Genomic DNA, 24,720 nt, shown 5'->3' with positions numbered 1-24,720 from the left:
CGTTATTTTGAATTACAACACGGTGACGAAAGAAACAGCAACGCCACATTCTCAAGTAGTTCCTGAAAATGAAAATTGATCAATCCAGAATGTCCGCAAGAGCATCTGCAAGCTCCGGGTTCTCAAAGGAGAACCCCTCGGAAATCAATCTTTGAGGAAGGACGAACTGGCCGCCGAGAAGCACTTCCTCGGCCATCTGGCCAAGGGCCAGCTTAAGCGCAAACGCAGGCATCCGGAAAAAGATCTTTCTGTTCAGGACCTCTCCCAAAATGGTGTTGAACTTGTTTGAGGTAATCGGATTGAATGAGGACAGGTTGTACACACCATGACAACCCTGATTCTCAATGAGAAAAACGATCGCCCGGACCTCGTCATTGAGATGAATCCAGGAAACGCCCTGATGTCCGCTGCCTAAGAAAGCTCCAAGTCCGGCATTGAAGGGAGGAAGCATTTTTGCAAGAGCTCCGCCGTGGCCCAAAACCATTCCGGTACGGATCACCACCCGCCTTACGCCCAGGTCTTCCACTTTCGCTGTCGACTTCTCCCATCTACCGGCTACGCCGGCCAGAAAGGAATCACCCTGCGGAGAATTCTCATCCACCGGCTGAGGTCCGCAGGAACCGTAAAAGCCTACGGCAGAGCCCTGAACAACCACTTCCGGACGGACTTTCACACGGGAAACGGCCTCACAGACAGCCTTACCGGCATCCAGCCTGCTCTTCTCAATACTTTCCTTCCGCCTGGCCGTCCAGCGACCGGCGGCAATATTTTCACCGGCAAGGTTCACAATTGCTTTTGCGCCTTCAGCGAACTCGGCCCACCCCCCGGATGTACATCCGTCCCAGACAACATTGCGGACTCCCGCAATATCCGACGGCCTTACCGACCGGGTGAGAGCAATAACTTCGTATCCTTTGGAAACAAGAACGCGGCTCAAGGCCTTGCCTATAAAACCGGTTCCTCCGGTAATAATAATCTTCATTTCGGTCCCTCCGGCTGAATCTTCAACCCGTAATTATCATATCAGCATATACTGAAATAACAATCACAAATCATATTCGCCTTTCACCGGAAGGCGTAAGGTGAATCTCGTCCAGTGTCCGGGCATGGAATCAACCTTCATGGTCCCTTTATGATGATCGGTAATAATAAAATATGATACGGAAAGCCCCAAACCGGTACCCTTGCCCACATCTTTTGTGGTGTAAAACGGTTCAAAAATTCTGCTGCGGATATCTTCGGACATTCCCGGGCCGTTATCCTCTATCTCGATGCGCACCATCTCACCGTCCTTATTGATGCGCATGGTAAACTGCGGTGAATCGGTTCCGTATTTTTTTTCCGCCATGGCCTCAGCCCCGTTGCGGATGAGGTTCAAAAAAACCTGCTGGATCTCATTTCCCTCACAGCGGACAGCGGGAACTCCGGCTCCATACTCCCTGACTATATTAATTCTTTTGAAATCATATTCCTTTTTCAGATCGTAATCACTGGAAGCAAGCTCCAGCGTGCGGTCAAGGACTTCGGCCAGATCGTATTTGGACAGCACATTGTCACTTTTGCGGCTGAAACTAAGCATATTGAGTACTATCTTTGCTGCCCTGTTACCGGATTCGATAATACTGTCCAGCATTCTGTAGATACCGCGGGAGGAAAAATACTTATCAAGCGACTCAATAGAAACACCGCACTCTTCGGCAGCATCGGAATTTTTCCTTATTTCCGGGGAAACTCTTCGTCTGATGTTCTGCGCATGACCTACAATTACAGCCAGAGGATTGTTTATTTCATGGGCCATTCCGGCAGCCAGACCTCCTATGGACATCATTTTTTCACTCTGCATTATCATCTGCTCAAGATTAATGCGCTCGGTGATGTCGTCTATCCTGATCACGGCTCCGTCAATATTCTCTTCCATCAAAGGATATACGGTGATCTCTTCATACGTTGTCCTTCCTCCGGAAACCCTTCTCATCCTAGGTGCGATCCGTTTTTCTCTGGTCTTCAGAGCCTCCATTACCCGATCCACTTCATTGGCAAGATGCGGAGCGGCTATATCGAGCGGAAGACCACGGACCTGGTCCTGATCTGCTTCAAAAACTCGTGCGGCCTCCCTGTTCCAATGGGTTACTTTGCAATTCCGGTCGACCCCTATGAGCACGGAGGGCATGGAATCAATGACGCTGCTCATATAACTCTGAACCGTCCTTATTTCCTGCTCGATACGCTTTCTTTCATGCAGTTCAGCAAGCAGTTCACAGGTTTTTCTGCGCACCCTGTTGCGAAGAAGCCATATCCAGAACATGAAAAAAACCAGAAAACCCAGCAGCGGAGTGAGCACCATCACCGCATATTTCACGAACTGTCTGTAGGCACTTTTGTGTTCATAGTGCCCAAACCATTTTTTATATATACGATCATATTCGCCGGTTTGATGAATTATGCTCAGCCCTTCGTTCAATTGCCGCAGTAACCTGCTTTCCCCTTTCTGAACAACAAAACAGTAATCTCCGAAAGCAAATCCCGGCCCCATGCTTTTGACATTCACAAGATTCCTGTGATCAATTTTGAACAGTCCGGGCAGCTTGCCCAGCAAAGCCACATCATGACTTCCCGAAGAAAGAAGGCGCAGAGCTTCTTCCTGTGAAGCAACCGGGAAAATTTTCGCATCCGGATAATATTTGAGTGCGTAATCATGCATGATGTCACCTCGCTCAACTATCAATTCCTTATGGGCAAGGTCTTCAAGATCAAACTCAGGGGAATCCTTACGGACAAACATGGAGTGTGAAAGGATATTGTGCGGAACGGAAAAATCAAACCGGTCGGCCCGCTCCGGGGTATAGAACATCCCGGAAACGACATCGCATTGATCGGTTTTCAGATCCTTGACAACATCATTCCACTGGCGAAGCCTGATTCTGATATCAAAATTTTCCACAGAAGCGATCGCCCGGATTATGTCGATATTGAATCCGGAAGGAATACCGTTATCAAGAAACTCGTATGGCGGGTAGTTGAAGTCACCTTCAACACGGACAGGAGCGGCGCATGCAACATACGCGGCATGCAAAACCCAGAAAACCGTTAGAAAATTAAAAATTAGAAATTTTTTCTTGTATTCACACACCATAATTTCAAGCCTTGCGGTTTAAAATTGCCGCCCCCTCGGTTCTCCGGAAGAAACAACGGTACAATCCGGAAAGATATCCGTCCAGAAGCAATACATCATATATCAAAAAAAAGGAGCGGCATAACCGCTCCATGGAAAATCATATCTGCATTTACAGAATCAACAGACCTTCAACGCCCGTCGGATAAAATTCAAAGCTTCTTCGTATAATTGAGGTGGGCTGTAAGGAGTAAGAAGCTTGGTTCTGACAGCTCCCACAAGATTGCACAGCACAACGGAAGATGTCTCCGGAACAGGCACATCCGGAAGAGAACCGTCCCTGACTCCGCGGGCTACGCAGTTTTCAAGCATCATGGGGATCTGAGCAAATTTGTGGACCATGGCATCCCTGTCGTCACCGGTCTTCAAATCACTGAAAGGGGAACAGCGTATGAGGACCAGAAAATCCTCATCCGGGTCTACGGAAAATTCAAGATAACGCCGGGCGAACCGGATAACGGCATCATATCCGTTTTCAGCCTGTACGATTTCGTCCTGCAAAGACAGACTGAGCTTTTCTGCAACATCAAACCCGGCAGCTCTGAATAATTTTTCCTTATTGCCATAGTGATGGGACAGGAGACCTACAGCCACCCCGGCACGGTCTGCAATTTTTTTAAATGTTGTTCCACTGTACCCCAACTCCCCGAACAATTCCTTGGCAGCCTTAAGCACCGTATCCTTTTTGGTCATAGCAACTTCTCTTCACCCACACTCTGTTATTGATAAACACAAAGCATTATTGTTACGGAAAACCCAATTAAAGGTCAATATGCAAAGTGATTACATCCCAATAACAAAATTATTTTAAATTCAGATTATTACACCTTGCAACCGAACGTTCAATCATACCCCAGAAAGAACAAAAGCCCCTCCTGAAAGGAGGGGCCTAAGCTTTAAGGAATGGAAACGGAAGGTGGTTTTACTCAATCATGATCCGTGAAAACATGCTGCCTGAAATACAGTGCAGTTCGTGCAACAGAAATCTTCAATAGAGACCATGGTTTCTGCCCACCGCACACGGAAAAAATGCGGAATATTCCGGTACGGCGCCAAGGTGATTCTCCCAGAAAACAATCGCGGTGAAGTTTCACTTTCTCCGTTGAGGCGGTTCAGACCTGCCCACTAGACCCCTACAGTCTTCCGGACAGGGAACCGTGCGACCACGGAAGTCAACGACTGCTCCTGAGGACATCTACCCTGAACCCTTTTTCAGAGCGACATCAACTGGAAACAATATCTACGTTCAATAAAGGGTCGTGTCAACATTTTTTGAATTTTTATTTTCAACAAACACAATATTTATATAACACATTGTATTAAAAGACTTTACTAACAAAAACGAACTGTATCAAACGGCCTTACCAGGTAAAAAACGAGCATTCGGCATTATCTTTTTTTGACTGAATGAACGACCAAACAACACCAGATTCAGCAGCAGAAACCCCCTCCTCATCCACCCTCGCAAACAGGCTCAGGTTGCAGCAAAACATTCCTTGGAGTATTGTGCTCCCCACACTCACAAGGAGAATAGACATGATTTTTGCCAAAATACTTATACCTGTAGACGAATCAAGACACTCTGAAGCCGCCGTCAAATACGGAGCATCCCTTGCGCAGATTTCCGGGGCAAAGGTTATCCTGCTGAACTGCCACCGCCCCGTACCCACCGGGCTCGGAGAACCCAACTTCCAGAAGGCCATTGACACAGCTACGCGTGAATCTTACGCGATCCTTGAAAAAAACAGTGCCCAACTGAAAGAGAAAAAAATCGAATTCAAAGAAAAAATCATAGGCGGATCAACAGCAAAGGTAATAAAATCAGTCGCAGAAACAGAAAAGTGCGACCTTATTGTGATGGGGTCAAAAGGAAAATCCGACCTTGAAGGCCTTGTTGTAGGCAGCGTGACTCATAAAGTGCTGCACATTGCCCCCTGCCCGGTTCTGGTAGTCAGATAATCCGGACTCCTTTTCTGCATACTGCCTGAAAGCCTGAAACGGATTGTCATTAAATCCGTTTTCATTTACACAAATGAGACAATTGTTCGGGACAAATAAAGTTTATTCCCAAAGAAACGGAGAAGTTCATGCGTCTTTTGACACGATCTGACTTTGACGGACTAGCCTGTGCGGTCCTTCTCAAGGAAATAGGAATCATGGACAACTGGATGTTCGTGCATCCCAAAGATGTTCAGGACGGGAAATATCCCGGCGACCCCAACGACATTGTCGCCAACGTTCCTTATATAGAAGGATGCGGATACTGGTTCGACCACCACTCCAGTGAAGAGGAAAGACTGGATATGGCCATGGACTTCAAGGGCATGTCCAAAAGCGCCAGAAGCGCTGCAAGGGTCATCTGGGAATATTTCGGCGGCCATGAGAAGTTCGGCGATAAATTCGACGAAATGCTCCACTATGTGGATAAAGTCGACAGCGGCGATCTTACCGTTGAAGAAATTGAAAATCCCGAAGGCTGGATTCTGCTGGGCTTTATAATGGACCCCAGAACAGGACTCGGCCGGTATCGTTATTTCAATGTCAGCAACTACCAGCTGATGGAACACCTGATAGACTACTGCCGCACGCTTCCTATTGATGAAATTCTGGATCTTCCGGACGTCAGGGAAAGAGTGGAACTCTACTTCTCCCGTGACAAGGAATTCCGCGACATGCTCAAGGAACGAGTCGAGATGTTCGGCAATGTAGCAATTCTTGATCTCCGAGACCAGGAAGAGATTCACCCCGGCAACCGTTTCACCATCTACTCCATGTACCCTCAATGCAACATAAGCATTCAGATTATATGGGGAAAGATGAAACAGAACACTGTATTTTCCGTGGGTCACAGCATAACCAACCGTACCAGCAAGGTGGATGTGGGAAGCGTTATGCTGAAATTCGGCGGCGGCGGGCACAAGCAGGTTGGAACATGTCAGGTTCCCCACGCCGAGGCCGATGCGGTTCTCGGCCAGATGGTCGCATTGTTCATGGACAAATAAGCCGTCAAAACCGGAAAAGACCTACAACGCGGAACCAACCGCACAGCTTTATCATACGCTGCAATATACTTTTTCTGCAATCAATCCCCCTGCCCGGAACCGGACAGGGGGATTTTCTGTCCCACCCTGCCCCTGAATTATTCCTTGAACCGAAATACATACACATGTTGTTTACCACTCTTATCGTTTATCTAAGATTGACATAGTTTAAAATATGTAAATAATAAATATACAAAATTTCAAGGAGCAGACATGTCCCACAATACGACTCAGATACTTATCCCGGACAGCAAAGGCAGGACGGAGTTTCCTCTGATGCTGTCGCAGGTTGCGGCAGGGTTCCCTTCCCCGGCTGAAGACTACATTGAAAGGAAAATGGACCTGAATGAGTATCTGGTAAAAAATACTGCGGCAACATTCTTTGTCCGATGCTGCGGCGATTCCATGCGCGATGCCAACATCCTGTCCGGAGATATTCTGATTGTGGACAGATCGCTTGACGCCGCCAACAACTCCATAATCATAGCCGCCGTGAACGGAGAGCTTACGGTAAAACGAATCCGGGCAGCCAAGGACGGGATCTACCTAGTTCCGGAAAATCCGGAATATCAGCCGTTGGAAATAACAACCGATACTTCCTTTGAAATATGGGGAGTCGTGACCTATATAATTCACAAGGCCGCCAAATGAGGATCTTCGCCCTTGTAGACTGCAACAATTTTTATGTTTCATGCGAACGTCTCTTCCGTCCGGAACTGCGGAACCGGGCTGTTGTGGTTCTTTCCAACAATGACGGCTGCGTAATCTCACGGTCGCAGGAAGCCAAGAATCTGGGCATCCCCATGGGTGCTCCGGCCTTCAAATACAAAACTTTCTTTCAGGCCAACAACGTGGAAATCTTTTCCTCAAACTATGCCTTATACGGAGATATATCCTACCGCGTAACCGAGACGCTCCGCAGCATAACCCCGGAACTTGAAGTCTACTCCATTGACGAATCCTTTTTGGAATTCCCACTCCAGCAGTTAAGAAATCTGCCCGAAATAGGCCCGCACCTGCGAAGCCATGTTTTCAAATGGACCGGAATTCCGGTTTCCGTTGGTTTCGGCCCGACCAAGACCCTTGCCAAGGCCGCAAACAGGCTTGCAAAGAAATACACGGCAACAGGCGGAGTATTCAGCCTGTGCGCCCGAAAGGACATGGACCGACTGCTGGAAAAAATCCCCGTTACCGACGTATGGGGAATAGGACGCAGGCACGGCAAGAGACTTCTGGGCCGAGGAGTGACCACAGCCCGCGCTTTCAAGGACCTGCCGGATTTGTGGATAAAAAAGAACATGGCCGTCACGGGCCTGCACACCGCCCTGGAGTTGCGCGGCACGCCCTGTTTTTCTCTGGAAAATTCACCTCCGCCCAAAAAGACCATAACTTCTTCCCGATCCTTCGGTCGCCCGGTATCCAAACTTTCGGAACTGGAAGAATCCGTGGCCGCCTATGCGGCCCGTACAGCCGAGAAACTGCGTGAACAAAGAGGACTCGCCGGAGGAATATCCGTTTACCTCACCACCAACAGGTTCAACAGCCTGCCCCAGTACTCCAACTCCGCCGTCCGCGTGTTTCCATCAGCCACAGATTATACCCCGGACCTGATTGCGGCCGCACTGCACTGCATCAGGTCCATTTATAAGGAAGGATTCAGATATAAAAAGACCGCTGTGACCATAATCGATATCTGCGCAAGAAATCACCGGCAGTGCAGTTTCTTTGAAATACAGGACCAGACTGTCCTCAACAGACGCAAATCGTTAATGAACCTGCTGGACAAAACCAATTCCAGATTCGGCAGAAAAACCCTGATCTACGGCTCCGAGGGAACCATGCAGGCATGGAGGATGAACAGAAATTACAAATCGCCATCCTACACAACCTGCTGGGATGAACTCCCGGAAATAAAATGATATTTTCACCCCTCAAAAAAACGTTTCACAAAGTGACACCTGCTTTTCCTTGCTCAATCGCAAACTTTAAGGCATGAAACGGGTTGGAAGGAAACTTAAACCTCCCTTCTGAAGGGAGCGCAGGAACAACTCTTTAGTACTATGAAGAACCGTTCATTTGTACGGAGCAGGAGAAGGCTTATCCTGCTGGGAATTGCCCTGGCAGCGGTGATCATGCTCTCCGGCTGCGGAGTCAAAAGGGAAGCCCCCGGCCTTCACCAGACCGGAACAGTTGCTTTTATGCTCAACTGTGACAAAACGGCATCCGTGTATTTTGAAAAAGCCATTGAGACCGATCCGGAATACGGTCCGAGCTACATCATGCTTGGAGACTGCTATCTGCGGGAAGGCAAATATCAGAAGGCCGTGGACGTAATCAATAAAGGGATGACCCTTGACCTTGATGATGGGCACATACGCCTCGCCCACCGAAAACTGGCAAGAGCCTACAAGCAGCTTGGTAAACCAGAAAAAGCTCTGGAACACATAACAGCATACACCCGCATGTCCGTGTATCAGGACAAGTTTACTCCGGATAAAATCTCGGAAACCGAAACATTCGTATCCGAGCTTAATCTTGCCGGAGGAAACGAAACTGTATCCATAGGCCGGATAATCGAAGAAACAGTCAAGGATAAGGAAAAATCCAGCATCCCGGACCAAAAGGAACAAGAAACCGACATAGTTGAAATGCTCACCTTCGGACTTATCTGACCGAGGTAAAATGTCAGCAAAAACCGCACTCCGTAACGGAATGCGGTTTTTTTTTGCCATACATCCCAGCCGGTAATACCTGCTTCAATGATGCAGAATCTCCGCTGCCGTAGAAACATCCGCCACAGACAACAGGCTCCCCCCTTCTGAAGGAAGGCCTGACTGAAAGGGCTATCAAACACGGACATAACTACTTTGAATAACAAGAATAACCTATAAAAGTCCAATTTCTGAAAAAAAGCCGTCCGGCCAGGACCAATTTGACGAAATCGTCTACTTGTTTTATCAGGGCAGGCTGTACTGGACTCCAATGGAGTCCATGACCGTTTCATGGAAACCTATCAACATAACGGCCGAAGCCTGTTCCTTTCCAGTATAATCCCCTCTTCCGAATGCGGATATTATGCGATTATACCTACGGAGATGTTGGTTACATTTAACTTGACAGACTTGTTATTTGGCTTAAAACGATTGCGTATTTTTGAAAATCCGGTTCTACAATATATATACTGAACAAAACCTGAAAGACTCAGGAGAGTCGCTTTGAATCCAAAGACAGATAAAGTACTTATTGCCAACAGAGGAGAGATCGCCGTACGCATCATGCAGGCATGCAAAGATCTCGGCCTTGATTTTGTTTGCGTATACACGGATGAAGACAAGGATTCCGGACATGTCACCATGGCCAGAAAGCTCGGCGGCAAGGAATCAATCTATAAAATAAGATCCTACAACGATGCCGGAGACATTCTCTCCGTTGCAGATGAAACCATGTGTACTGCGGTACATCCGGGCTACGGCTTCTTTTCCGAGAACTTCCGCTTCGCCCGCAGGGTAACGGAACGGGATCGCCCCATGACTTTTATCGGCCCTTCCTGGTGGGTAATCCGGGACCTCGGAGACAAGATAAACACCAAACGTCTGGCCAGAAAGCTTGACGTCCCCACCATCCCCGGATCGGACCGCGCCATATACGATGAGCTCGAAGCAGAAGAGATTGCCGACAACCTCTTTGAATTCCAGAGCAAACAGGGTGTAAAAAACCCGGTTGTACTGGTAAAGGCTTCGGCCGGAGGCGGCGGAATGGGGATCGACGAAGTTTATTCCATTGAGGAATTCCGTCAGGTATACCGCCGCATCAGAAACTACTCCATGCGTACCTTCAACGACGAAGGCGTACTCATCGAACAGCGCATCTTCAACTTCAACCACCTTGAAGTACAGATCGTCTCCGAACGCTCCGGCAAGAAGCATGTGCACTTCGGAACCCGTAACTGTTCCGTACAGAGTCCCGGCAGGCAGAAACGAATCGAAGTTGCTCCCGGATTTTTCCCAGAAAGCATCGCCTACTCTTTCGATGCCAGAAAAGTTCTGGACGATATCGTCAACCACTCCCTGAATATGGCCCGTGAAATCAACTATGACAACGTTGGTACATGGGAATGGATCGTGACTCCCAAAGGAGCACCGTTCCTCATGGAAGTAAACACACGTATTCAGGTAGAAAACGGTGTTTCTGCCGCAATTTCCCGCATCAAGGGAGAATCCGGCGTCAACCTGATCAAGGAACAGATCAGACTCGCCCTCGGGGATGACCTTGGATACACTCAGAACGATATCACTTTCGAAGGTGTCGGCATCGAGTACAGGATCATCGCTGAAGATACCGATGAAAAATTCGCTCCCTGGGCAGGTAAAATCGAAAAACTCTCCTGGAAGGAACATCAGTGGCTCAAGATGCACACCCACATTCCGAAAGATCTGCCTTATCAGATCCCCACGGAATTCGACCCCAACCTGGCTCTGGCCATAATATGGGGCGGCAATCTTGATGAAAGCAAGAGACGCGGACTCGAATTCCTCAAGGAATTCGTTCTGGAAGGCAAGGACAGAAAAGGTATATCCTTGAAGTCCAACCTCAAATTCCTGGCCAAGAAAACAACAAATCTACTGGAATTCTAGTATATGGATATAGAAAAGAAACTGGACGGAATGATAAAGCGGGTCCAGTATGCGCGCGACATCCTCGGCGATACCGAAGACAAGCGCCTTACTGCATTTGCCGACAGGCTGGATGTCTTTCTGGACCGGAACATAAATCTGACTCAGGAAGCCCTCTGGGATAAACTGAACACATATGATGAAAGCCTTGCGGTTCTGGAAAAGGATATAGACAGAGGACTGTCCGCCATGGACAAAGTCCGTATTGTCCGCCATTCCGAACGCATATGCCTGAAGGATATCCTTGAAAACGTCTATGACAACTATACAGTTGTAGGCGGCAAGGACGATATGAGTATCGACCCCGGAATGGTCATAGCAAGGGCGTACATTTCCAGACGTGTAGGCAAAAAGGTACACAACCAGCCGGTTATGGTCGTGGGACAGGAAAAGGGCCACGGGCAGGAATTCCGCAACGGCGGCTGCATCAAGCCCTGGGGTAACGCCAACGCTCTGCGCTACATGAAGGTAGCCGCACGCGAAAATATCCCCATCCATACCTATGTATTCACACCCGGATCATATCCTGTTGAGGACTATCCCGGTGCGGCCCAGCAGATAGCTGAAAACATTTATGAAATGTGCGGTCTTGACGTACCCGTCATTTCCGTGATTTCCGAAGGAGGTTCCGGTGGAGCCGAAGCGATCGCCATGGCCGATAAACGCCTCATGCTGTCGCACGGATATTATTCAGTAATCTCACCGGAAGGGGCCGCTGCGATCGAAGGTCGCATACGCGGCGGTGAACGCGCTCCCTCCAAGCTCATAGAAAGCTGCGCGAAATCACAATGCATTACCGCAGACGACAACCTGCGCTTCGGCTACATTGACGGCATTCTTTACGAACCGCCTCTGGGAGCACGCCCCGAACACTTTGATTTCTACAAACTGGTCCGGGCGGAAGTAATCCGCGCCACAGATGAAGTAGTGCTCAATGCCAAAGGGCTGCGCCTGTTCCGCGGGGCAGCCATCAAAAGCCGCAAGAAAAAAGAACTCACCAACGAGTCCGTTTTCGTACGCTGGTCCATAAGCCCCAATGCCAAGGAAAGGCTGCTCTGGAAGCGCTACAAGAAGTATCGCCGCATGGCTCAGCATGCCTTTGAAGACAAACGTTCTTTCCTTGAAAAGCTCAATTCCGCAAAAGTCGATGCCATGGCCGCAGCATATTCCACTGTGCGCTATGACATGATCAAAAAATATCAGACCAAAATCCAGTCTCTTGCCGATGAGGCGAAAGATGAAATGCATGTCGTAACCAACAAGTTCGACAAGCTGAAACATATGCTCGTGAACAAACTCGGCCTCGGCACCAAGACAGTTTCCGACGTTGAGCTGGCCCTGACCAAGCTTTCCGAAGATTCCGAACCGGATATCCCGCCGTCCGACTACAGGCACTATGTAAGCCCACGAGCCAACGAAGACCGCGAAATAACCTGCCCCAATGCAGAGAAAAACGGCTGTCTTGAAATATGGTCCAGAGACCTTTTCGATGAATTCGCCGGGGTCTGCCCTACCTGCGGACACCATTTTCCCATGGAATACCGCTGGTATATGGCCAACATATTCGACTGGGGCACCGTGCGTGAATTCAACAAGTCTATCTGTTCCGCCAACCCGACAAACTTTCCCAACTTTCAGGAAAGACTGGATGCTGCCAAAGCCAAGACCGGGCTTCAGTCCGGCTGCATCACCTATGAAGGGTCCATAAAACACACCAAGGTAATCTGCGCCACTCTGGTCGCCCCCTTCAGAGGCGGATCAGTCGGAGCAGCGGAAGGCGAAAAGTTCATCCGGGCACTGGAACTGGCCGGCAAGAAACGCTATCCCTTCCTTGCCTACGTTCACGGAACAGCGGGTATCCGCATTCAGGAAGGAACCAACGGACTTATCCAGATGCCCCGCGTTACCATGGCGGTTCGCAGCTATATTGAATCCGGCGGACTGTACGTGGTGCTCTACGATACCAACTCCTACGCAGGCCCCGTAGCCAGCTTCCTCGGATGTTCCCCCTACCAGTACGCCGTGCGCTCCTCGCGTATCGGCTTTGCAGGGCCCGGAGTCATCAAGGAAACAACCGGTATGGATATTCCACCGAACTACCATTCCGCATACAATGCCCTCTCCAGAGGACATATACAGGATATCTGGGACAGACGTGACATACGACGCAACCTGCATCAGGCTTTCCTGACCGTAGGCGGACGCAATCTGTATTACAGGTAGGTTGGATAGAATTTGAGGCGCTTCGCGCTTTTGTGATATGACTTCGCCTCCGGCGGCCTCGCGGGGCGCCCCTGCCGGGGGCCTTAAACCCTTTGAAAAGGGTTTGTTACACTGTCGCTATCTCTAAGACTCGCGGAAAGACCGCTCATCTAAGAGCTAGTGCAAGAATCCCAAACTTTTTTGATAAGGCTTCGCCGCTTCATCTGCCAAACTGCCATTTAGCTTAACAAGGTCTTGTAGTTATCAAATAAAGACCAAACTTGAGGCGAATAAGACATTCGCCAGAATAAAAAGTTACTAATACAAAAATCCCCTGCCGATAACTCCGGCAGGGGATTTCTTTTTCATGTCAGCGTGCCTTACAAAGATGCGAAGCACCGTTAAAAAGTTTTTGAAGAGTCCAGAGAAACTTTTTCCCAAAAAGTTTCTTTGGCCCCCGGAGGGTCTCCGGCCCCACACAATGCAGGTCGTTCAGTCACGGCAACCGCGCTAATCAACCCGATAATGGCAGCCTATACTTTTGGTATTACGCAGGGCGGCCACGGTTACGGTCAAAGCAGCCTGACAGCCATGGAACAGGTCGATAATGGGCCTGCTGATCGGAGTACGTTTGTAAAAGGAACGCAGGTTCCGGTTCAGGTTCTGCAGGTCGTCTATGGCCCGGTTAAGGCGCGCCGTTGACCTTGTTATGCCGACATAGTTCCACATTACGCTGCGGATAAGGGCCCAGTCCTGAGCGATGAGGGCCGGGTCTTCGTTGGAATTGTTTCCGGGACTTTCCCAGTCCGGAACAGCGTCAAGAAGCTTCTTGCTGTGCGCTCCGCCTTTGGAGGCCCTGGAACCGATTTCTTCACCGGCAGTGTTCCCCCAGACCAGAGCTTCCAACAGTGAGGTGCTGGCGAGACGGTTGCCGCCGTGCAGCCCGGTGCAGGAACACTCACCGACAGCATACAGCCGCTCGATGGTTGTTTTGCCTTTCTCATCAACAAGCACCCCGCCGCAGAAATAATGCGCAGCCGGAACAACCGGTATGGGATGCTTGGTAATATCAATTCCGTTTTCCAGACAGCGACCGTAAATGGTCGGAAACCGTTTGGTCAGATCATGCTTTACGTGGTTGGCTGCATCCAGATAGACGCATTCTTCCTCGGTCTGGAGCATTTCCTCACGGATGGAGCGGGTGACGATATCACGCGGAGCAAGGTCCGCACGCGGATCGTAACGATGCATAAAAGCTTCGCCTGAGGAGTTGATCAACTTGGCGCCTTCTCCGCGCACAGCCTCGGAAATAAGAAACCTGCGACTGGCTCTGGATCTGGCTCCCTGATAGAATGCTGTGGGGTGAAACTGCACCATTTCGGCGTTTATGACCCTTGCTTTCGCACGGTTGGCCATGGAAACCCCGGAACCGATGGAGCCGGTGGTGTTGGTCGTATGCATGTAAATCTGACCGAGACCGCCGGTGGCCAGCACGGTGTAGTTTGCCAGCATGGTTTCGACCACGTCCTTGGATTCATTGTACACGTAAGCGCCGAGGCACTTGTTTGTCAGGTTGTACATGAATTCCGGACTTCTGGCCTGGTGATGACTGGTTATGAGGTCGATGGCGGTCCTGTTGGTGCATATCCTGATGTACGGATGTTCCGCCACACACCGGCTGAGCACTTCTATAATCGACTGCCCGGTATGGTCGGCACAATAGAGTATGCGCGGCACGCCATGTCCGCCTTCACGGGTGAGGCTGTAATCGCCTTCGTCGTCCTTCTGGAACGGAACCGGATATTTATCCAGAAGAAGTTTCTTCAGAATTTCAGGACCGTGTTTGGCCAGAAACCGCACGGCCTTGACACTGTTGTAGTTCCAGCCTGCGGTAAAAATGTCCTTTTCAAGTTTTTTCGGAGAATCACCCGGACCGGTATAAACTATACCGCCCTGAGCGAGTCTGGTGTTCCCGGTGAGGAGGTCGTCCCCCTGGGTCAATAATGTTACTTCAATACCTTTTTCTGCTATCGTCAGAGCTGATATACATCCGGCGATTCCTGATCCGATTATTAAAACCTCGGTTTTGATTCGGTTTTCCTGCATGCCTTATATCTCATGAAACGGCAGCCTTTTCAGGTTCCGGCTAAAGGTTTGTTATTATTTATGCACAGACTTCGAGCATCCTCTCCAGCGCAATTTTTGCGGGTTTTCTGATTTCATCGGAAACATCCTCAAAAGCGGCTGTTTCCAGATTCAGGAGAAGGTTTGCAAGGTTCTCTTCCGTAATCTTGGCCATGTTGCTGCAAAAGCTTATACCCAGAGGTATAATGGACTTGTCCGGAAACATGTCCCCCAGTCTGTTGACCAGATTTGTTTCAGTGCCGACAACAATCGTTGTCCCGGCCGGAGCGGCCTCCACGTACTTTATCAGATACGAGGTGGAACCGTTGCCGTCTGCCGCCTTTACCAGTTCCGGCGGACACTCGGGATGCACAACGATTTTGCAACCCGGATATTCGGAACGGAACTGCTCCATACGGGAGAGCTTGAATCTCTGATGAATGGCGCACAATCCCGGCCAGATAAGCAGCTTCTTATCCAATGTGGCCGGCACATCAAGCGCGGCACCTTTGCCGCGGACATCAAGAAGGAGCCGTTCTTCATCAGCAATACCCAGCCTGTCAGCGGTATTGAGCGCAAGATTCCTGTCAGGAAGGAAGAGTACCCCGTCCCCTTGGGAAAGGGCCCAACTGAGCATTTTTTCGGCATTGGCCGAAGTGCATACGGAACCGCCGTGCCTGCCGCAAACTGCTTTTACGGCGGCAGGAGTATTCACATATGCCAGCGGAATTATTTTGCGTCCGCTTTCTTCAAGTATTCGTGTCAGTATTATGTCCACCAGCCACGCCGGCGCCATGTTGGCCATGACGCAACCGGCACTTGCATCGGGAATATAGACCTTCTGGTCTTCCCGGCGCACGATGGCTGCGGACTCGGCCATAAAGTGAACACCGCAGAACACGATGTGCTCTGCTTCCAGTTTCTCGATCTGCCGGGCGAGTTCCAGAGAATCCCCCTTCAGATCGGTATGACGAATAATGTCATCCGACTGGTAATGGTGTCCCAATATGGCCAGTTTCCTGCCATACTTCTTCTTTTGTTCAGCAATGATATCTGAATACATTTTATGCAGTACCTACATTTGTATGATCGTCATACTCAGGTCCGAGCTTTTAGCGGAATGAGTGATCCTGCCGACCGATATGTAATCCGGACCTGCTTCCGCAAGCGCGGCGATGGTCTCAAGGGTCACGTTTCCACTGATCTCGGTTTCGATTTCATCGGGAATGGTTTCGATTGCGGCCTTGGCCTGATCAAAGGTCATGTTATCAAGCATGATACGCTCGACCCTGCAGGCAACGGCTTCATCAACCTCTTCCTGTGTGCGGCATTCAACTTCTATGGGCGGACAGTTTTCATACTTCGCACGGAGCTTGTCCACGGCCATGGTAATAGAACCGGCACGGTCAATGTGGTTGTCCTTGAGCATCAGCATTTCCACAAGATTCAGACGGTGGTTCTGAGCTCCCCCCACACGCACAGCGTACTTCTCCGGATAACGAAGCCCCGGCAGGGTCTTGCGGGTATCCAGAAGTATGGTTTCGCAGTGATCAAGGGCATCCACGTATTTACGGGTTTCAGTTGCAATTCCGGACAGATGCGAGATGAAGTTGAGGATCACCCTTTCCGCTTTGAGGAGCAGGGCCGCGGGGCCCTGGATGGCGGCTATGAGCGTTCCGGTGGAGACTTTATCACCTTCATCCACATTCAGATGCACCTGACACTTGTTTTCCTGATCTGCAAATTCAAGAATCAAGTTAATCAGGGGCAGTCCGGCTACTACTGTATCTTCCTTGGCGATTATCTGAGCCGTGGCAATATCCTCGGGCTCAAAAAGGCCCAGAGAGGTCAGATCCGGGCCGTCTTCGCTAAGAGATATTTTAATGGTGGCCAGAAGAAACATTTTGGCTTCGGCCTGAAAGAAGTCATTAAAGAGCTTTTGGTTCATATTATTCCTGTTAATTTTATGTAACATTAAGTTTGAGGTCATGTAACAAATTCTGGTATCCGTTTTTATCAAGTAATACAAGGGCTGCGAAGGATTTCACAAACTGAATTATATTGCATGGAATAGTCATAATTTTTGACCTTTCACTGTATTTGGGATAGTTGGTAGCGCCATGACGAAGGCTAAAGGAATACCGGAACCTCTGCGGCAATGGCAGGAGAGTGGCAAAGGACGCGCTGGCGAAGTCGACCAGCGTGTCATTGATGCCCTGCACCCAGCTGATGCCGCTGATCATATTGAAGAACTCGGCCTCGAAGAACAGGTCAAGTTCATCAAGCAGCTTCCTATCAAGGATGCTGCCGAGTCCATTGCCGAAATGGCGAAATATGATCAGCGCGACCTTGTTGAACGCCTCAACGTAGGATTTGCCGCCCGAATACTTGAATACATGTCCCCGGATGACGCCACGGACATCCTTGAAGATCTTGACGATGATCTCAGGGAAACCCTGCTGCGCCAGATAAAAGCCGAGGAACGTGAAGAAATTTCGACCCTGCTGACCTTTGATCCGGAAACAGCCGGCGGGGTTATGACCACCGAGGTCGCGGTTGTACGCGATACCATGACAGTGGATCAGGCCATCGCCACCATCCGCAGGGAAGTAGAGGACAAAAGCATACCCTACTACGCCTACGTTGTTAACCGCCGCCGCCATCTGGTCGGAGCGGTATCAATGCGGGACCTGCTTATTTCCCGTCCCGGCAAACTCTTGACCGAACTGACCCAGAACCAGCATCTTATTTCCGTAACCTACAACGTGGACAAGGAAGAAGTCGCCAGACTCATAGCGCACTACAACTTCCTGGCCATGCCGGTAACAGATTTCGATCACCGTTTCATCGGCGTTGTAACCGTTGATGACGTCATTGACATCATCAACGAAGAAGCCAGCGAGGACATGCAGTCCATGGTTGGTGCCGCAACTGACGAAACAGTTGATTCTCCATGGAAATATTCGGTGAAAAAACGTCTTCCCTGGCTGGTTATCAACGTTGCCAACTCCGCTGTCTCCGCCTGGGTTGTCCACCTTTTTGAAAACAATATCGCCCAGATGGCCATTCTCGCCGTACTAATGCCTATTGTCGCCAACCAGGCTGGAAATACCGGTCAGCAGGCACTGGCGGTCATGATCAGGCAGTTCGCCACTGAAAAATTTGACCGCAAGAAATCCTGGTCCGCAGTTTTCCGTGAATTGAAAATCGGCCTTGCCAACGGGCTCTGCGTTGCCCTGCTGGTGCTGGCGGTAGTGGGTCTTGTCACCCATAACAGCACCCTTGCCATGGTCATGTCCGGTGCTCTTTTCATAGACATGGTCCTCGGAGCGGTAGTCGGCGGCGCCATACCCATCCTGCTCAAGGAATTCGGACGCGACCCGGCACAGGCCTCATCAATTTTCCTGACCACCATAACCGACAGTTTCGGATTCTTTTCCCTGCTCGGACTCGCCGGGATATTCCTGCTCTGATCGCAATATAATGACAGCAAACTATTAGGGATTCCAAAGGCCCATCATCTCTCCGCTTCGAACATCACCCCGACCTCAAGTTCCCAGACCTCACACTCCGGTGCAAGCTCCGCACAGTGGTCTATGAACGATTGCGCACCCTGCTCCAGAATAGGGAACGTTCCGTAATGCATGGGAATGGCCGCCCTACACCTAAGAAGCTTGCAGGCATAAGCGGCATCTCCGGAATCCATGGTAAACCATCCTCCCGTGGGCAGCATGGCCACATCGATATCGTGCAGTTTGCCGAACAGCTCCATACTGGAGAACAGCCCGGTATCACCTGCAAAATAAACGCAATACCCGTCTTCGGAAGTCATGATGTACCCGGCAGGAGCCCCGGTGGGAGCGGAATGCATGGCCTGAACCATCTTGATCTGTATCCCGCACACCTCGACCGTCCCGCCGATATTCATGCCGATAATCCGCTCGGCGCTTACCCCGGCGGCGATCATTTTTTCCACCAGATCAAATATGCATACAAGGGTCGCCCCGGTAGCCTTGGATATTTCCACGGCCTGCCCCAGATGGTCACCGTGATCGTGCGTAACCAGAACGATATCTGCCTTGGACACGGATTCCCATGAATTGCAGCTCTTGGGGTTTCCTTCATAAAAAGGATCAACAACAATAATTTTATCGCCGCAGCCAATGGTAAAATTGGAATGTCCGTTCCAGGTAAAAGTATGTTGCATGATTTACCTCTGCGATTCTTCGCACCAGCGTTTATAAAGGTTATGGGGAATATCCAGTTGCTCAAGCACCCGGCCTGCCATATGCGCGGCAAGATCTTCCACGCTTTCAGGGCTATGATAAAATCCCGGCGAGGCGGGCATGACCGTTGCCCCGGCAAGGGTCGCTGTTTCCATGTTCCTGATGTGGATCAGGTTGAGCGGAGTTTCTCTGGTGACCAGCACCAGTTTTCTGCGTTCCTTTAAACAGACATCAGCCGCACGGTGAATCAGATTGGTTCCGAGTCCCTGAGCAACGGCCGCAAGGGATGCCATGGAACAGGGACAGACTATCATCCCCGAATGCGGCCACGATCCGCTGGCCGGAGGTGCCCCGACATCTTTGCAGTCGTAGACGAAATCAGCCAGACAGGCCAGATCAGTCCGGTCGTAACCGGTTTCCATATCCATAACTTTAAGGGCTGAATCGGAAATAATGAGATGCAGTTCAACATCGTCCATTCCATTCAGGTGCCGGGCCAGTTGAACTGCGTAAACTGTTCCGCTGGCCCCTGTCACGGCCAGCACTATTCTTTTTTTGCTCATATGGGCTGATCTTTGTTGTTACAGTATTGTCGTTTGAATCTGAACCGTTACAACAGCCGTCAAACATTGACAACCACTACGGGCAGGCAAACGAGTGCAGGGAATCAGAAGTCTCGCCAGTCTCAAAAACCTTGAATTTTGGTGTTTCCTGTGCCAGTAGATGCACATCGTATTTCATTACTATATCATTCCTCACAAAAAAACACCCAGGGAGAAATATTATGGTCACTCTCGGCACAGCCGGAACTTCATCCGCCCGTAAAATGATGCTGCTTGGCGGCGGCGAACTCGGCAAGGAAGTTGTCATAGAAGCCCAGCGCCTGGGCGTGGAAGTAATTGTTGTGGACCGTTACGCCAATACTCCGGCCATGCAGGTGGCCCACCGCAGCCACGTAATTTCCATGCTTGATGCCGCTGAACTGCGCCGTGTGGTGGAAACTGAAAAACCTGATTTCATTGTGCCTGAAATCGAAGCCATAGCCACCGAAACACTGCTTGAGCTTGAAAAGGAAGGCTTCAACGTCATCCCAACGGCAAGAGCAACAAGATTGACCATGGACCGCGAAGGCATCCGCAGGCTTGCGGCGGAAGAAGTCGGTCTCAAGACATCCCCCTACAAATTCGCAGACACCAGAGAAGAATATCTGGAAGCAGTAAAGGAAATCGGCATCCCCTGTGTAATCAAGCCGGTCATGAGTTCTTCCGGAAAAGGACAGAGCACCGTAAAAACCGAAGCTGATATAGAACGGGCCTGGGACTACTCCCAATCAGGCGGACGCACCGGAGAAGGAAGAATCATTGTCGAAAAATTCGTGGAATTCGACTATGAAATCACCCTGCTCACAGTCCGGCATGCCGGCGGAACATCATACTGCGCCCCCATCGGCCACCGCCAGGAAAACGGAGACTACCGCGAATCATGGCAGCCTCAGCCCATGACCGACAATGTTCTAGCCAAAGCTCAGAATTATGCCCTGCGCATTACCGACGCCCTCGGAGGACGCGGTATTTTCGGAGTCGAGCTTTTCATCAAGGGTGATGAAATATATTTCAGCGAAGTATCTCCCCGTCCGCACGATACCGGACTTGTAACGGTCATTTCACAGGATCTCAGCGAATTCGCCCTGCACGTCCGCGCAATTCTCGGACTTCCCGTACCGGCAATCCGCCAGTTCGGCCCCGCAGCCTCATCCGTTATCCTCTCCAACGGGAAATCAAACTCCCCGGCCTTTGCCAATGTGGACAAGGCCCTTGCGGAAGCTGATACCAAAGTGCTGATCTTCGGCAAAGGAGAATGCAACGGAACACGCAGACTGGGTGTGGCCCTCGCCCTCGGCTCCGACATCGACGACGCCAAGGCCCGCGCTATCAGAGCTTCCTCTGCAGTGGAAATTGAATACTGATCGCGGTAAGAAATTAAATTTGTTGCGCTTCGCGCTTTTGATGAATTGGTTCTGCCTCCGGCGTCCAAAGGGCCTGCGGCCCTTTGGAATCCCATATAGTTTATGAGTTTATAAAAAACAAAGGGGAAACTTTTATTTTAAAGTTTCCCCTTTGTTTTTGTTATTTTCAATACGGAATTGCTGCTGTGATCAGTTCAACGCGGTAAAAGTACCCGTTTAATTTAACTGATGGTTTGTCATACGAAATGGCGAAGCCTTAATAAATGATTTTGGGATTCTTAAACCCTTTTGCAAAAGGGTTTAAGGCCCCCGGCAGGGCCGCCGGAGGCAAACTCAAATCATCAAAAAGCGCGAAGCGCATCAAATCCAGCCTCGCAGAGCCCTCGGAGAGTGCCTCTCATCTCTAATCGACATCTAACCACGTCTGTCTACTTACGCCAGAACTCAGGTACGCACAGGACAACGACGGTGTATATCTCCAATCTGCCGAGCAGCATGCAGAAGATAAGCGCCCATTTACCCAGGGCGGGAATATGGGCATAGTTGTCCGTGGGGCCGACACTGCCTATGCCCGGACCGATGTTCCCGATGCAGGCGAGTGATGCGGCAAAGGATGAGACTACATCAACCCCGGAAGCGGCAACAATCAATCCGCAAATGACAAACAGGCCCAGCCAGAGGACGCAAAATCCGAGTATGTCGGTCATTGTTTCCGGCTGAACAACAGTCTTTCCAAGCTTCACCCGGTTGACCGAGCGTGGATGGATGATGCGAAAAACTTCCCGGTAGGCCTGCTTGAACAGCAGCATTATGCGCAGATGCTTCATGCCGCCACTGGTAGACCCGGCGCAACCGCCGAGAAACATGCACAGCAGGAGAAGACCCTGGGCTACAGCCGGCCAGATTTCATAGTCCGCTGTGGCATAGCCGGTGGTACTCATGATGGATGCCACCTGAAAAGATGTGTAACGAAAGGATTCGGCAATGGAATCATAGTCGGTGGCAGCATAGACCGAAATGGTTATGATGGCCGTAATTATAAGTGTTATGACCCCAAAAAAGCGAAATTCGGGGTCCCTCCACATAAGAAGGGGGCGTCCTTTGATCAGTTGATAATGCAGGCTGAAATTTATGGCCGCAATGATCATGAACGCAGTTATCACGTAGTCGATGTAAGCACTCTGGAAATAGGCAACAGATGAATTCTTGGTGGAGAATCCGCCGGTAGCGAGTGTCCCAAAGGTATGGCAGAGGGAATCGAAAAGGTCCATTCCGCCGAACATGAGCAGAACTGCCTCAATGGCGGAAAAGAGCAGATAGACCTTCCAGAGTACCAGAGCCGTATCCTTGATCCGTGGCTTGAGCTTGTCCGGAACCGGGCCGGGCACCTCGGCTTTGTACAGCTGCATGCCGCCTACGCCGAGGAACGGCAGAATGGCAAGGGACAGGACAATGATGCCCATGCCGCCGAGCCAATGAGTCAGACTGCGCCAGAAGAGTATTCCCTTGGCGTTGTGCTCAATTTCGGTCATTACCGAAGCACCGGTGGTGGTGAAACCGGAAAGGGATTCGAAAAAGCAGTCCACGTAGCAGGGAAAAACATCGCCCAGATAAAATGGAAGACTCCCGAAAAATCCGGCTCCGACCCAGCCTAGAGCCACGATGGCCATTCCTTCGCGATGGCTGAGTCCCTTGTTTTCCTCCCGGTCCCGAAAGAGCAGAAACATTCCCAGCCCCACAGCAGACGTAATTATCATGGACTGTGTAAGCGGAATTATCCCGCTGTCTTGATAGTAAAGGGAAAAAAACAGCGGAAAAATCATGGTCAGCCCCACACACAGGGTCAAGGCCCCGATAATGTGCAACACTATTCGCCAACGCATCAGTACAACTCCAGCTTGGTGGTCAGGGCTTTTTCAATCTTCGGAATGTTTTTATGGGTGGAAATTATGAGCAATCTGTCGTTCGGTTCAATCACGGTGGTTCCGGTGGGGATTATGACGTCCTCCCCGCGCTGAAAGCACAGGATAAGAGCACCTTTGGGCAGATCCAGATCCATGATGGGCTTTCCGACAATAGCGGAATTTTCCTGGGCAATGGCCTCCAGAGCTTCGGCTTCCTCTCCTTTGATGGATACGGCTGAAATAACCTTGCCCTGACGGACAAAATGCAAAATGGAGTTGATCGCTGAAAGACGCGGGCAGACCAGATGATCGATGCCGATGGGCTGTATAAGCGGCAGATAGGCGAAATTGTTGATCCTTGTAATAGTCTTGCGCGCTCCGAGATTCTTGGAAAGCAGACACGAAAGGATATTCATTTCTTCATCGCCGGTAACGGCTATAACCATATCCAGCTCTCCGATATTTTCTTCCTTGAGCAGTTCCTGATCGGTACCGTTGCCGGAAAGGACTATAACCCTGTCCAGTTTTTCGGAGAGTTCCGCACACCTTTCAGGATTATATTCCAGCAGTCTGGTATGGTACTTTTTGTTGTCGAGGGCCTGAGCGAGCTGAAAGCCCACATTCCCGCCACCGACAATAAGTACTTTACGGATGGGGTCGGACAGAATTCCGGAACGCCTGAGCAGTTCATCCTGCTGATCCCGGATGCAGGTAAAATAGACTATATCGCCCTTGTGTATTGTATCAAGACCACCGGGAATAATCAGCCGGTCATTGCGTACCAGCGCGGCAATAACAACATCGACGTCGCCGAGATGCTCCCGGATATCCATGAGGGTAACTCCGACAAGCGGGCTGTCTTCGGGCAGCCGGACTCCGATGAGCCGGATTCTCCCACCCACAAAATCGTTTATTTCCACTGCTCCAGGAACACTCATAACCCGCAGAATGGACTCCACGACCTCTTCATCCGGGTTGATGATGGTGTCGATACGCAGATCGCCGCCGGAAAACATATGCGAATATTTTGTGTAGTCCTCGTTCCTGATTCTGGCCAGCTTGATAATATCCGGAGCAAGCCGGTTGGCCAAAAAGGAGGAAATCAGGTTGATTTCGTCCTTGTCCGTCACTGCCAACAGGATATCGGCTTCCCTTATTCCGGCTTCTTCCAGAATTTCGGGACTGGCCCCGGACCCGACAATGGTCTGCACATCCAGAGAATCGGAAACCTTGTTCAATGCCTGTCCGTTGTTGTCGATGACCACAACTTCCTTGCTCTCCCCGGAAAGACGTCTGGCAACATTGAATCCGACTTCTCCGGCTCCAACTATTATAACCCTCAAAAGCTACTCCTTGTATGATGCTCACAGGAGAAAAAACCTGCGGCAAATCAGCAGTAGGTCTATCCTATT

At 50.3% G+C, this 24,720-nt stretch carries 19 protein-coding genes; 9 read left to right on the top strand and 10 right to left on the bottom strand.

Going from position 1 to position 24,720, the window contains the following annotated elements:
- Positions 1-79 precede the first annotated feature (79 nt).
- The 3 genes from ACKU4E_RS03580 to ACKU4E_RS03570 all read right to left on the bottom strand — a co-directional run bounded on the left by ACKU4E_RS03580 (position 80) and on the right by ACKU4E_RS03570 (position 3,865).
- The gene (locus tag ACKU4E_RS03580) at positions 80-982 is read right to left on the bottom strand and encodes a TIGR01777 family oxidoreductase (RefSeq protein WP_320169719.1); all 903 of its coding nucleotides are present in this window, start codon (positions 980-982) and stop codon (positions 80-82) included.
- 63 nt (positions 983-1,045) lie between these two features.
- Positions 1,046-3,073 (bottom strand): transporter substrate-binding domain-containing protein, encoded by a 2,028-nt coding sequence (locus ACKU4E_RS03575; protein WP_320169718.1) that lies wholly within the window; start codon positions 3,071-3,073, stop codon positions 1,046-1,048.
- 219 nt (positions 3,074-3,292) lie between these two features.
- Complete coding sequence (locus ACKU4E_RS03570; RefSeq protein ID WP_320169717.1) at positions 3,293-3,865, bottom strand: TetR/AcrR family transcriptional regulator; 573 nt, start codon at positions 3,863-3,865, stop codon at positions 3,293-3,295.
- A gap of 843 nt (positions 3,866-4,708) precedes the next feature.
- Here ACKU4E_RS03570 and ACKU4E_RS03565 point away from each other — a divergent pair.
- The 7 genes from ACKU4E_RS03565 to ACKU4E_RS03535 all read left to right on the top strand — a co-directional run bounded on the left by ACKU4E_RS03565 (position 4,709) and on the right by ACKU4E_RS03535 (position 13,109).
- Positions 4,709-5,131: a universal stress protein gene (locus tag ACKU4E_RS03565; RefSeq protein WP_320169716.1), complete on the top strand. Its 423-nt coding sequence runs from the start codon at positions 4,709-4,711 to the stop codon at positions 5,129-5,131.
- Positions 5,132-5,259: 128 nt separating this feature from the next.
- Positions 5,260-6,174, top strand: a complete 915-nt coding sequence (locus ACKU4E_RS03560) for an exopolyphosphatase (RefSeq protein ID WP_320169715.1) — start codon at positions 5,260-5,262, stop codon at positions 6,172-6,174.
- 252 nt (positions 6,175-6,426) lie between these two features.
- Entirely contained in the window at positions 6,427-6,864 is a 438-nt protein-coding gene (locus ACKU4E_RS03555) for a translesion error-prone DNA polymerase V autoproteolytic subunit (RefSeq protein ID WP_320169714.1), read from the top strand.
- Entirely contained in the window at positions 6,861-8,132 is a 1,272-nt protein-coding gene (locus ACKU4E_RS03550; RefSeq protein ID WP_320169713.1) for a Y-family DNA polymerase, read from the top strand. The genes ACKU4E_RS03555 and ACKU4E_RS03550 overlap by 4 nt, the downstream gene beginning before the upstream one ends.
- A gap of 141 nt (positions 8,133-8,273) precedes the next feature.
- Positions 8,274-8,885, top strand: a complete 612-nt coding sequence (locus ACKU4E_RS03545) for a tetratricopeptide repeat protein (protein WP_320169712.1) — start codon at positions 8,274-8,276, stop codon at positions 8,883-8,885.
- 543 nt (positions 8,886-9,428) lie between these two features.
- Positions 9,429-10,847, top strand: coding sequence for a biotin carboxylase N-terminal domain-containing protein (locus ACKU4E_RS03540; protein WP_320169711.1), 1,419 nt, complete (start codon positions 9,429-9,431; stop codon positions 10,845-10,847).
- Between the two features lie 3 nt (positions 10,848-10,850).
- Positions 10,851-13,109, top strand: coding sequence for a carboxyl transferase domain-containing protein (locus ACKU4E_RS03535; protein WP_320169710.1), 2,259 nt, complete (start codon positions 10,851-10,853; stop codon positions 13,107-13,109).
- Positions 13,110-13,598: 489 nt separating this feature from the next.
- Here ACKU4E_RS03535 and nadB read toward each other — a convergent pair whose 3' ends face one another.
- The 3 genes from nadB to nadC are packed head-to-tail and all read right to left on the bottom strand — an operon-like array spanning position 13,599 to position 17,160.
- Positions 13,599-15,194 carry an L-aspartate oxidase gene (gene nadB / locus ACKU4E_RS03530; RefSeq protein ID WP_320169709.1) on the bottom strand — a complete coding sequence of 532 codons (1,596 nt, stop codon included), beginning with the start codon at positions 15,192-15,194 and terminating at the stop codon, positions 13,599-13,601.
- A gap of 58 nt (positions 15,195-15,252) precedes the next feature.
- Entirely contained in the window at positions 15,253-16,275 is a 1,023-nt protein-coding gene (gene nadA / locus ACKU4E_RS03525) for a quinolinate synthase NadA (RefSeq protein WP_320169708.1), read from the bottom strand.
- A 12-nt stretch (positions 16,276-16,287) separates the two neighbouring features.
- Entirely contained in the window at positions 16,288-17,160 is an 873-nt protein-coding gene (gene nadC, locus ACKU4E_RS03520) for a carboxylating nicotinate-nucleotide diphosphorylase (protein WP_320169707.1), read from the bottom strand.
- A gap of 172 nt (positions 17,161-17,332) precedes the next feature.
- Here nadC and mgtE point away from each other — a divergent pair, with 172 nt between their 5' ends.
- Entirely contained in the window at positions 17,333-18,685 is a 1,353-nt protein-coding gene (gene mgtE / locus ACKU4E_RS03515; protein ID WP_320169706.1) for a magnesium transporter, read from the top strand.
- Positions 18,686-18,729: 44 nt separating this feature from the next.
- Here mgtE and ACKU4E_RS03510 read toward each other — a convergent pair whose 3' ends face one another.
- Complete coding sequence (locus ACKU4E_RS03510; RefSeq protein ID WP_320169705.1) at positions 18,730-19,419, bottom strand: metal-dependent hydrolase; 690 nt, start codon at positions 19,417-19,419, stop codon at positions 18,730-18,732.
- A 3-nt stretch (positions 19,420-19,422) separates the two neighbouring features.
- Entirely contained in the window at positions 19,423-20,001 is a 579-nt protein-coding gene (locus tag ACKU4E_RS03505) for a UbiX family flavin prenyltransferase (protein WP_320169704.1), read from the bottom strand.
- 221 nt (positions 20,002-20,222) lie between these two features.
- On the opposite strand from ACKU4E_RS03505, the gene purT reads away from it, so the two are divergent.
- Positions 20,223-21,404: a formate-dependent phosphoribosylglycinamide formyltransferase gene (gene purT, locus ACKU4E_RS03500; RefSeq protein WP_320169703.1), complete on the top strand. Its 1,182-nt coding sequence runs from the start codon at positions 20,223-20,225 to the stop codon at positions 21,402-21,404.
- Between the two features lie 428 nt (positions 21,405-21,832).
- On the opposite strand, the gene ACKU4E_RS03495 is transcribed toward purT, so the two are convergent.
- Positions 21,833-23,287, bottom strand: a complete 1,455-nt coding sequence (locus ACKU4E_RS03495) for a TrkH family potassium uptake protein (RefSeq protein WP_320169702.1) — start codon at positions 23,285-23,287, stop codon at positions 21,833-21,835.
- Entirely contained in the window at positions 23,287-24,651 is a 1,365-nt protein-coding gene (gene trkA / locus ACKU4E_RS03490) for a Trk system potassium transporter TrkA (protein WP_320169701.1), read from the bottom strand. The genes ACKU4E_RS03495 and trkA overlap by 1 nt, the downstream gene beginning before the upstream one ends.
- Between the last annotated feature and the right edge of the window lie 69 nt (positions 24,652-24,720).

Origin of the sequence: Maridesulfovibrio sp. (assembly GCF_963677005.1) — a bacterium.
Taxonomy (GTDB): domain Bacteria; phylum Desulfobacterota; class Desulfovibrionia; order Desulfovibrionales; family Desulfovibrionaceae; genus Maridesulfovibrio.
The sequence above is the reverse complement of the archived record's forward strand: the minus strand, read 5'-3'. Positions and strand labels throughout refer to the sequence as shown.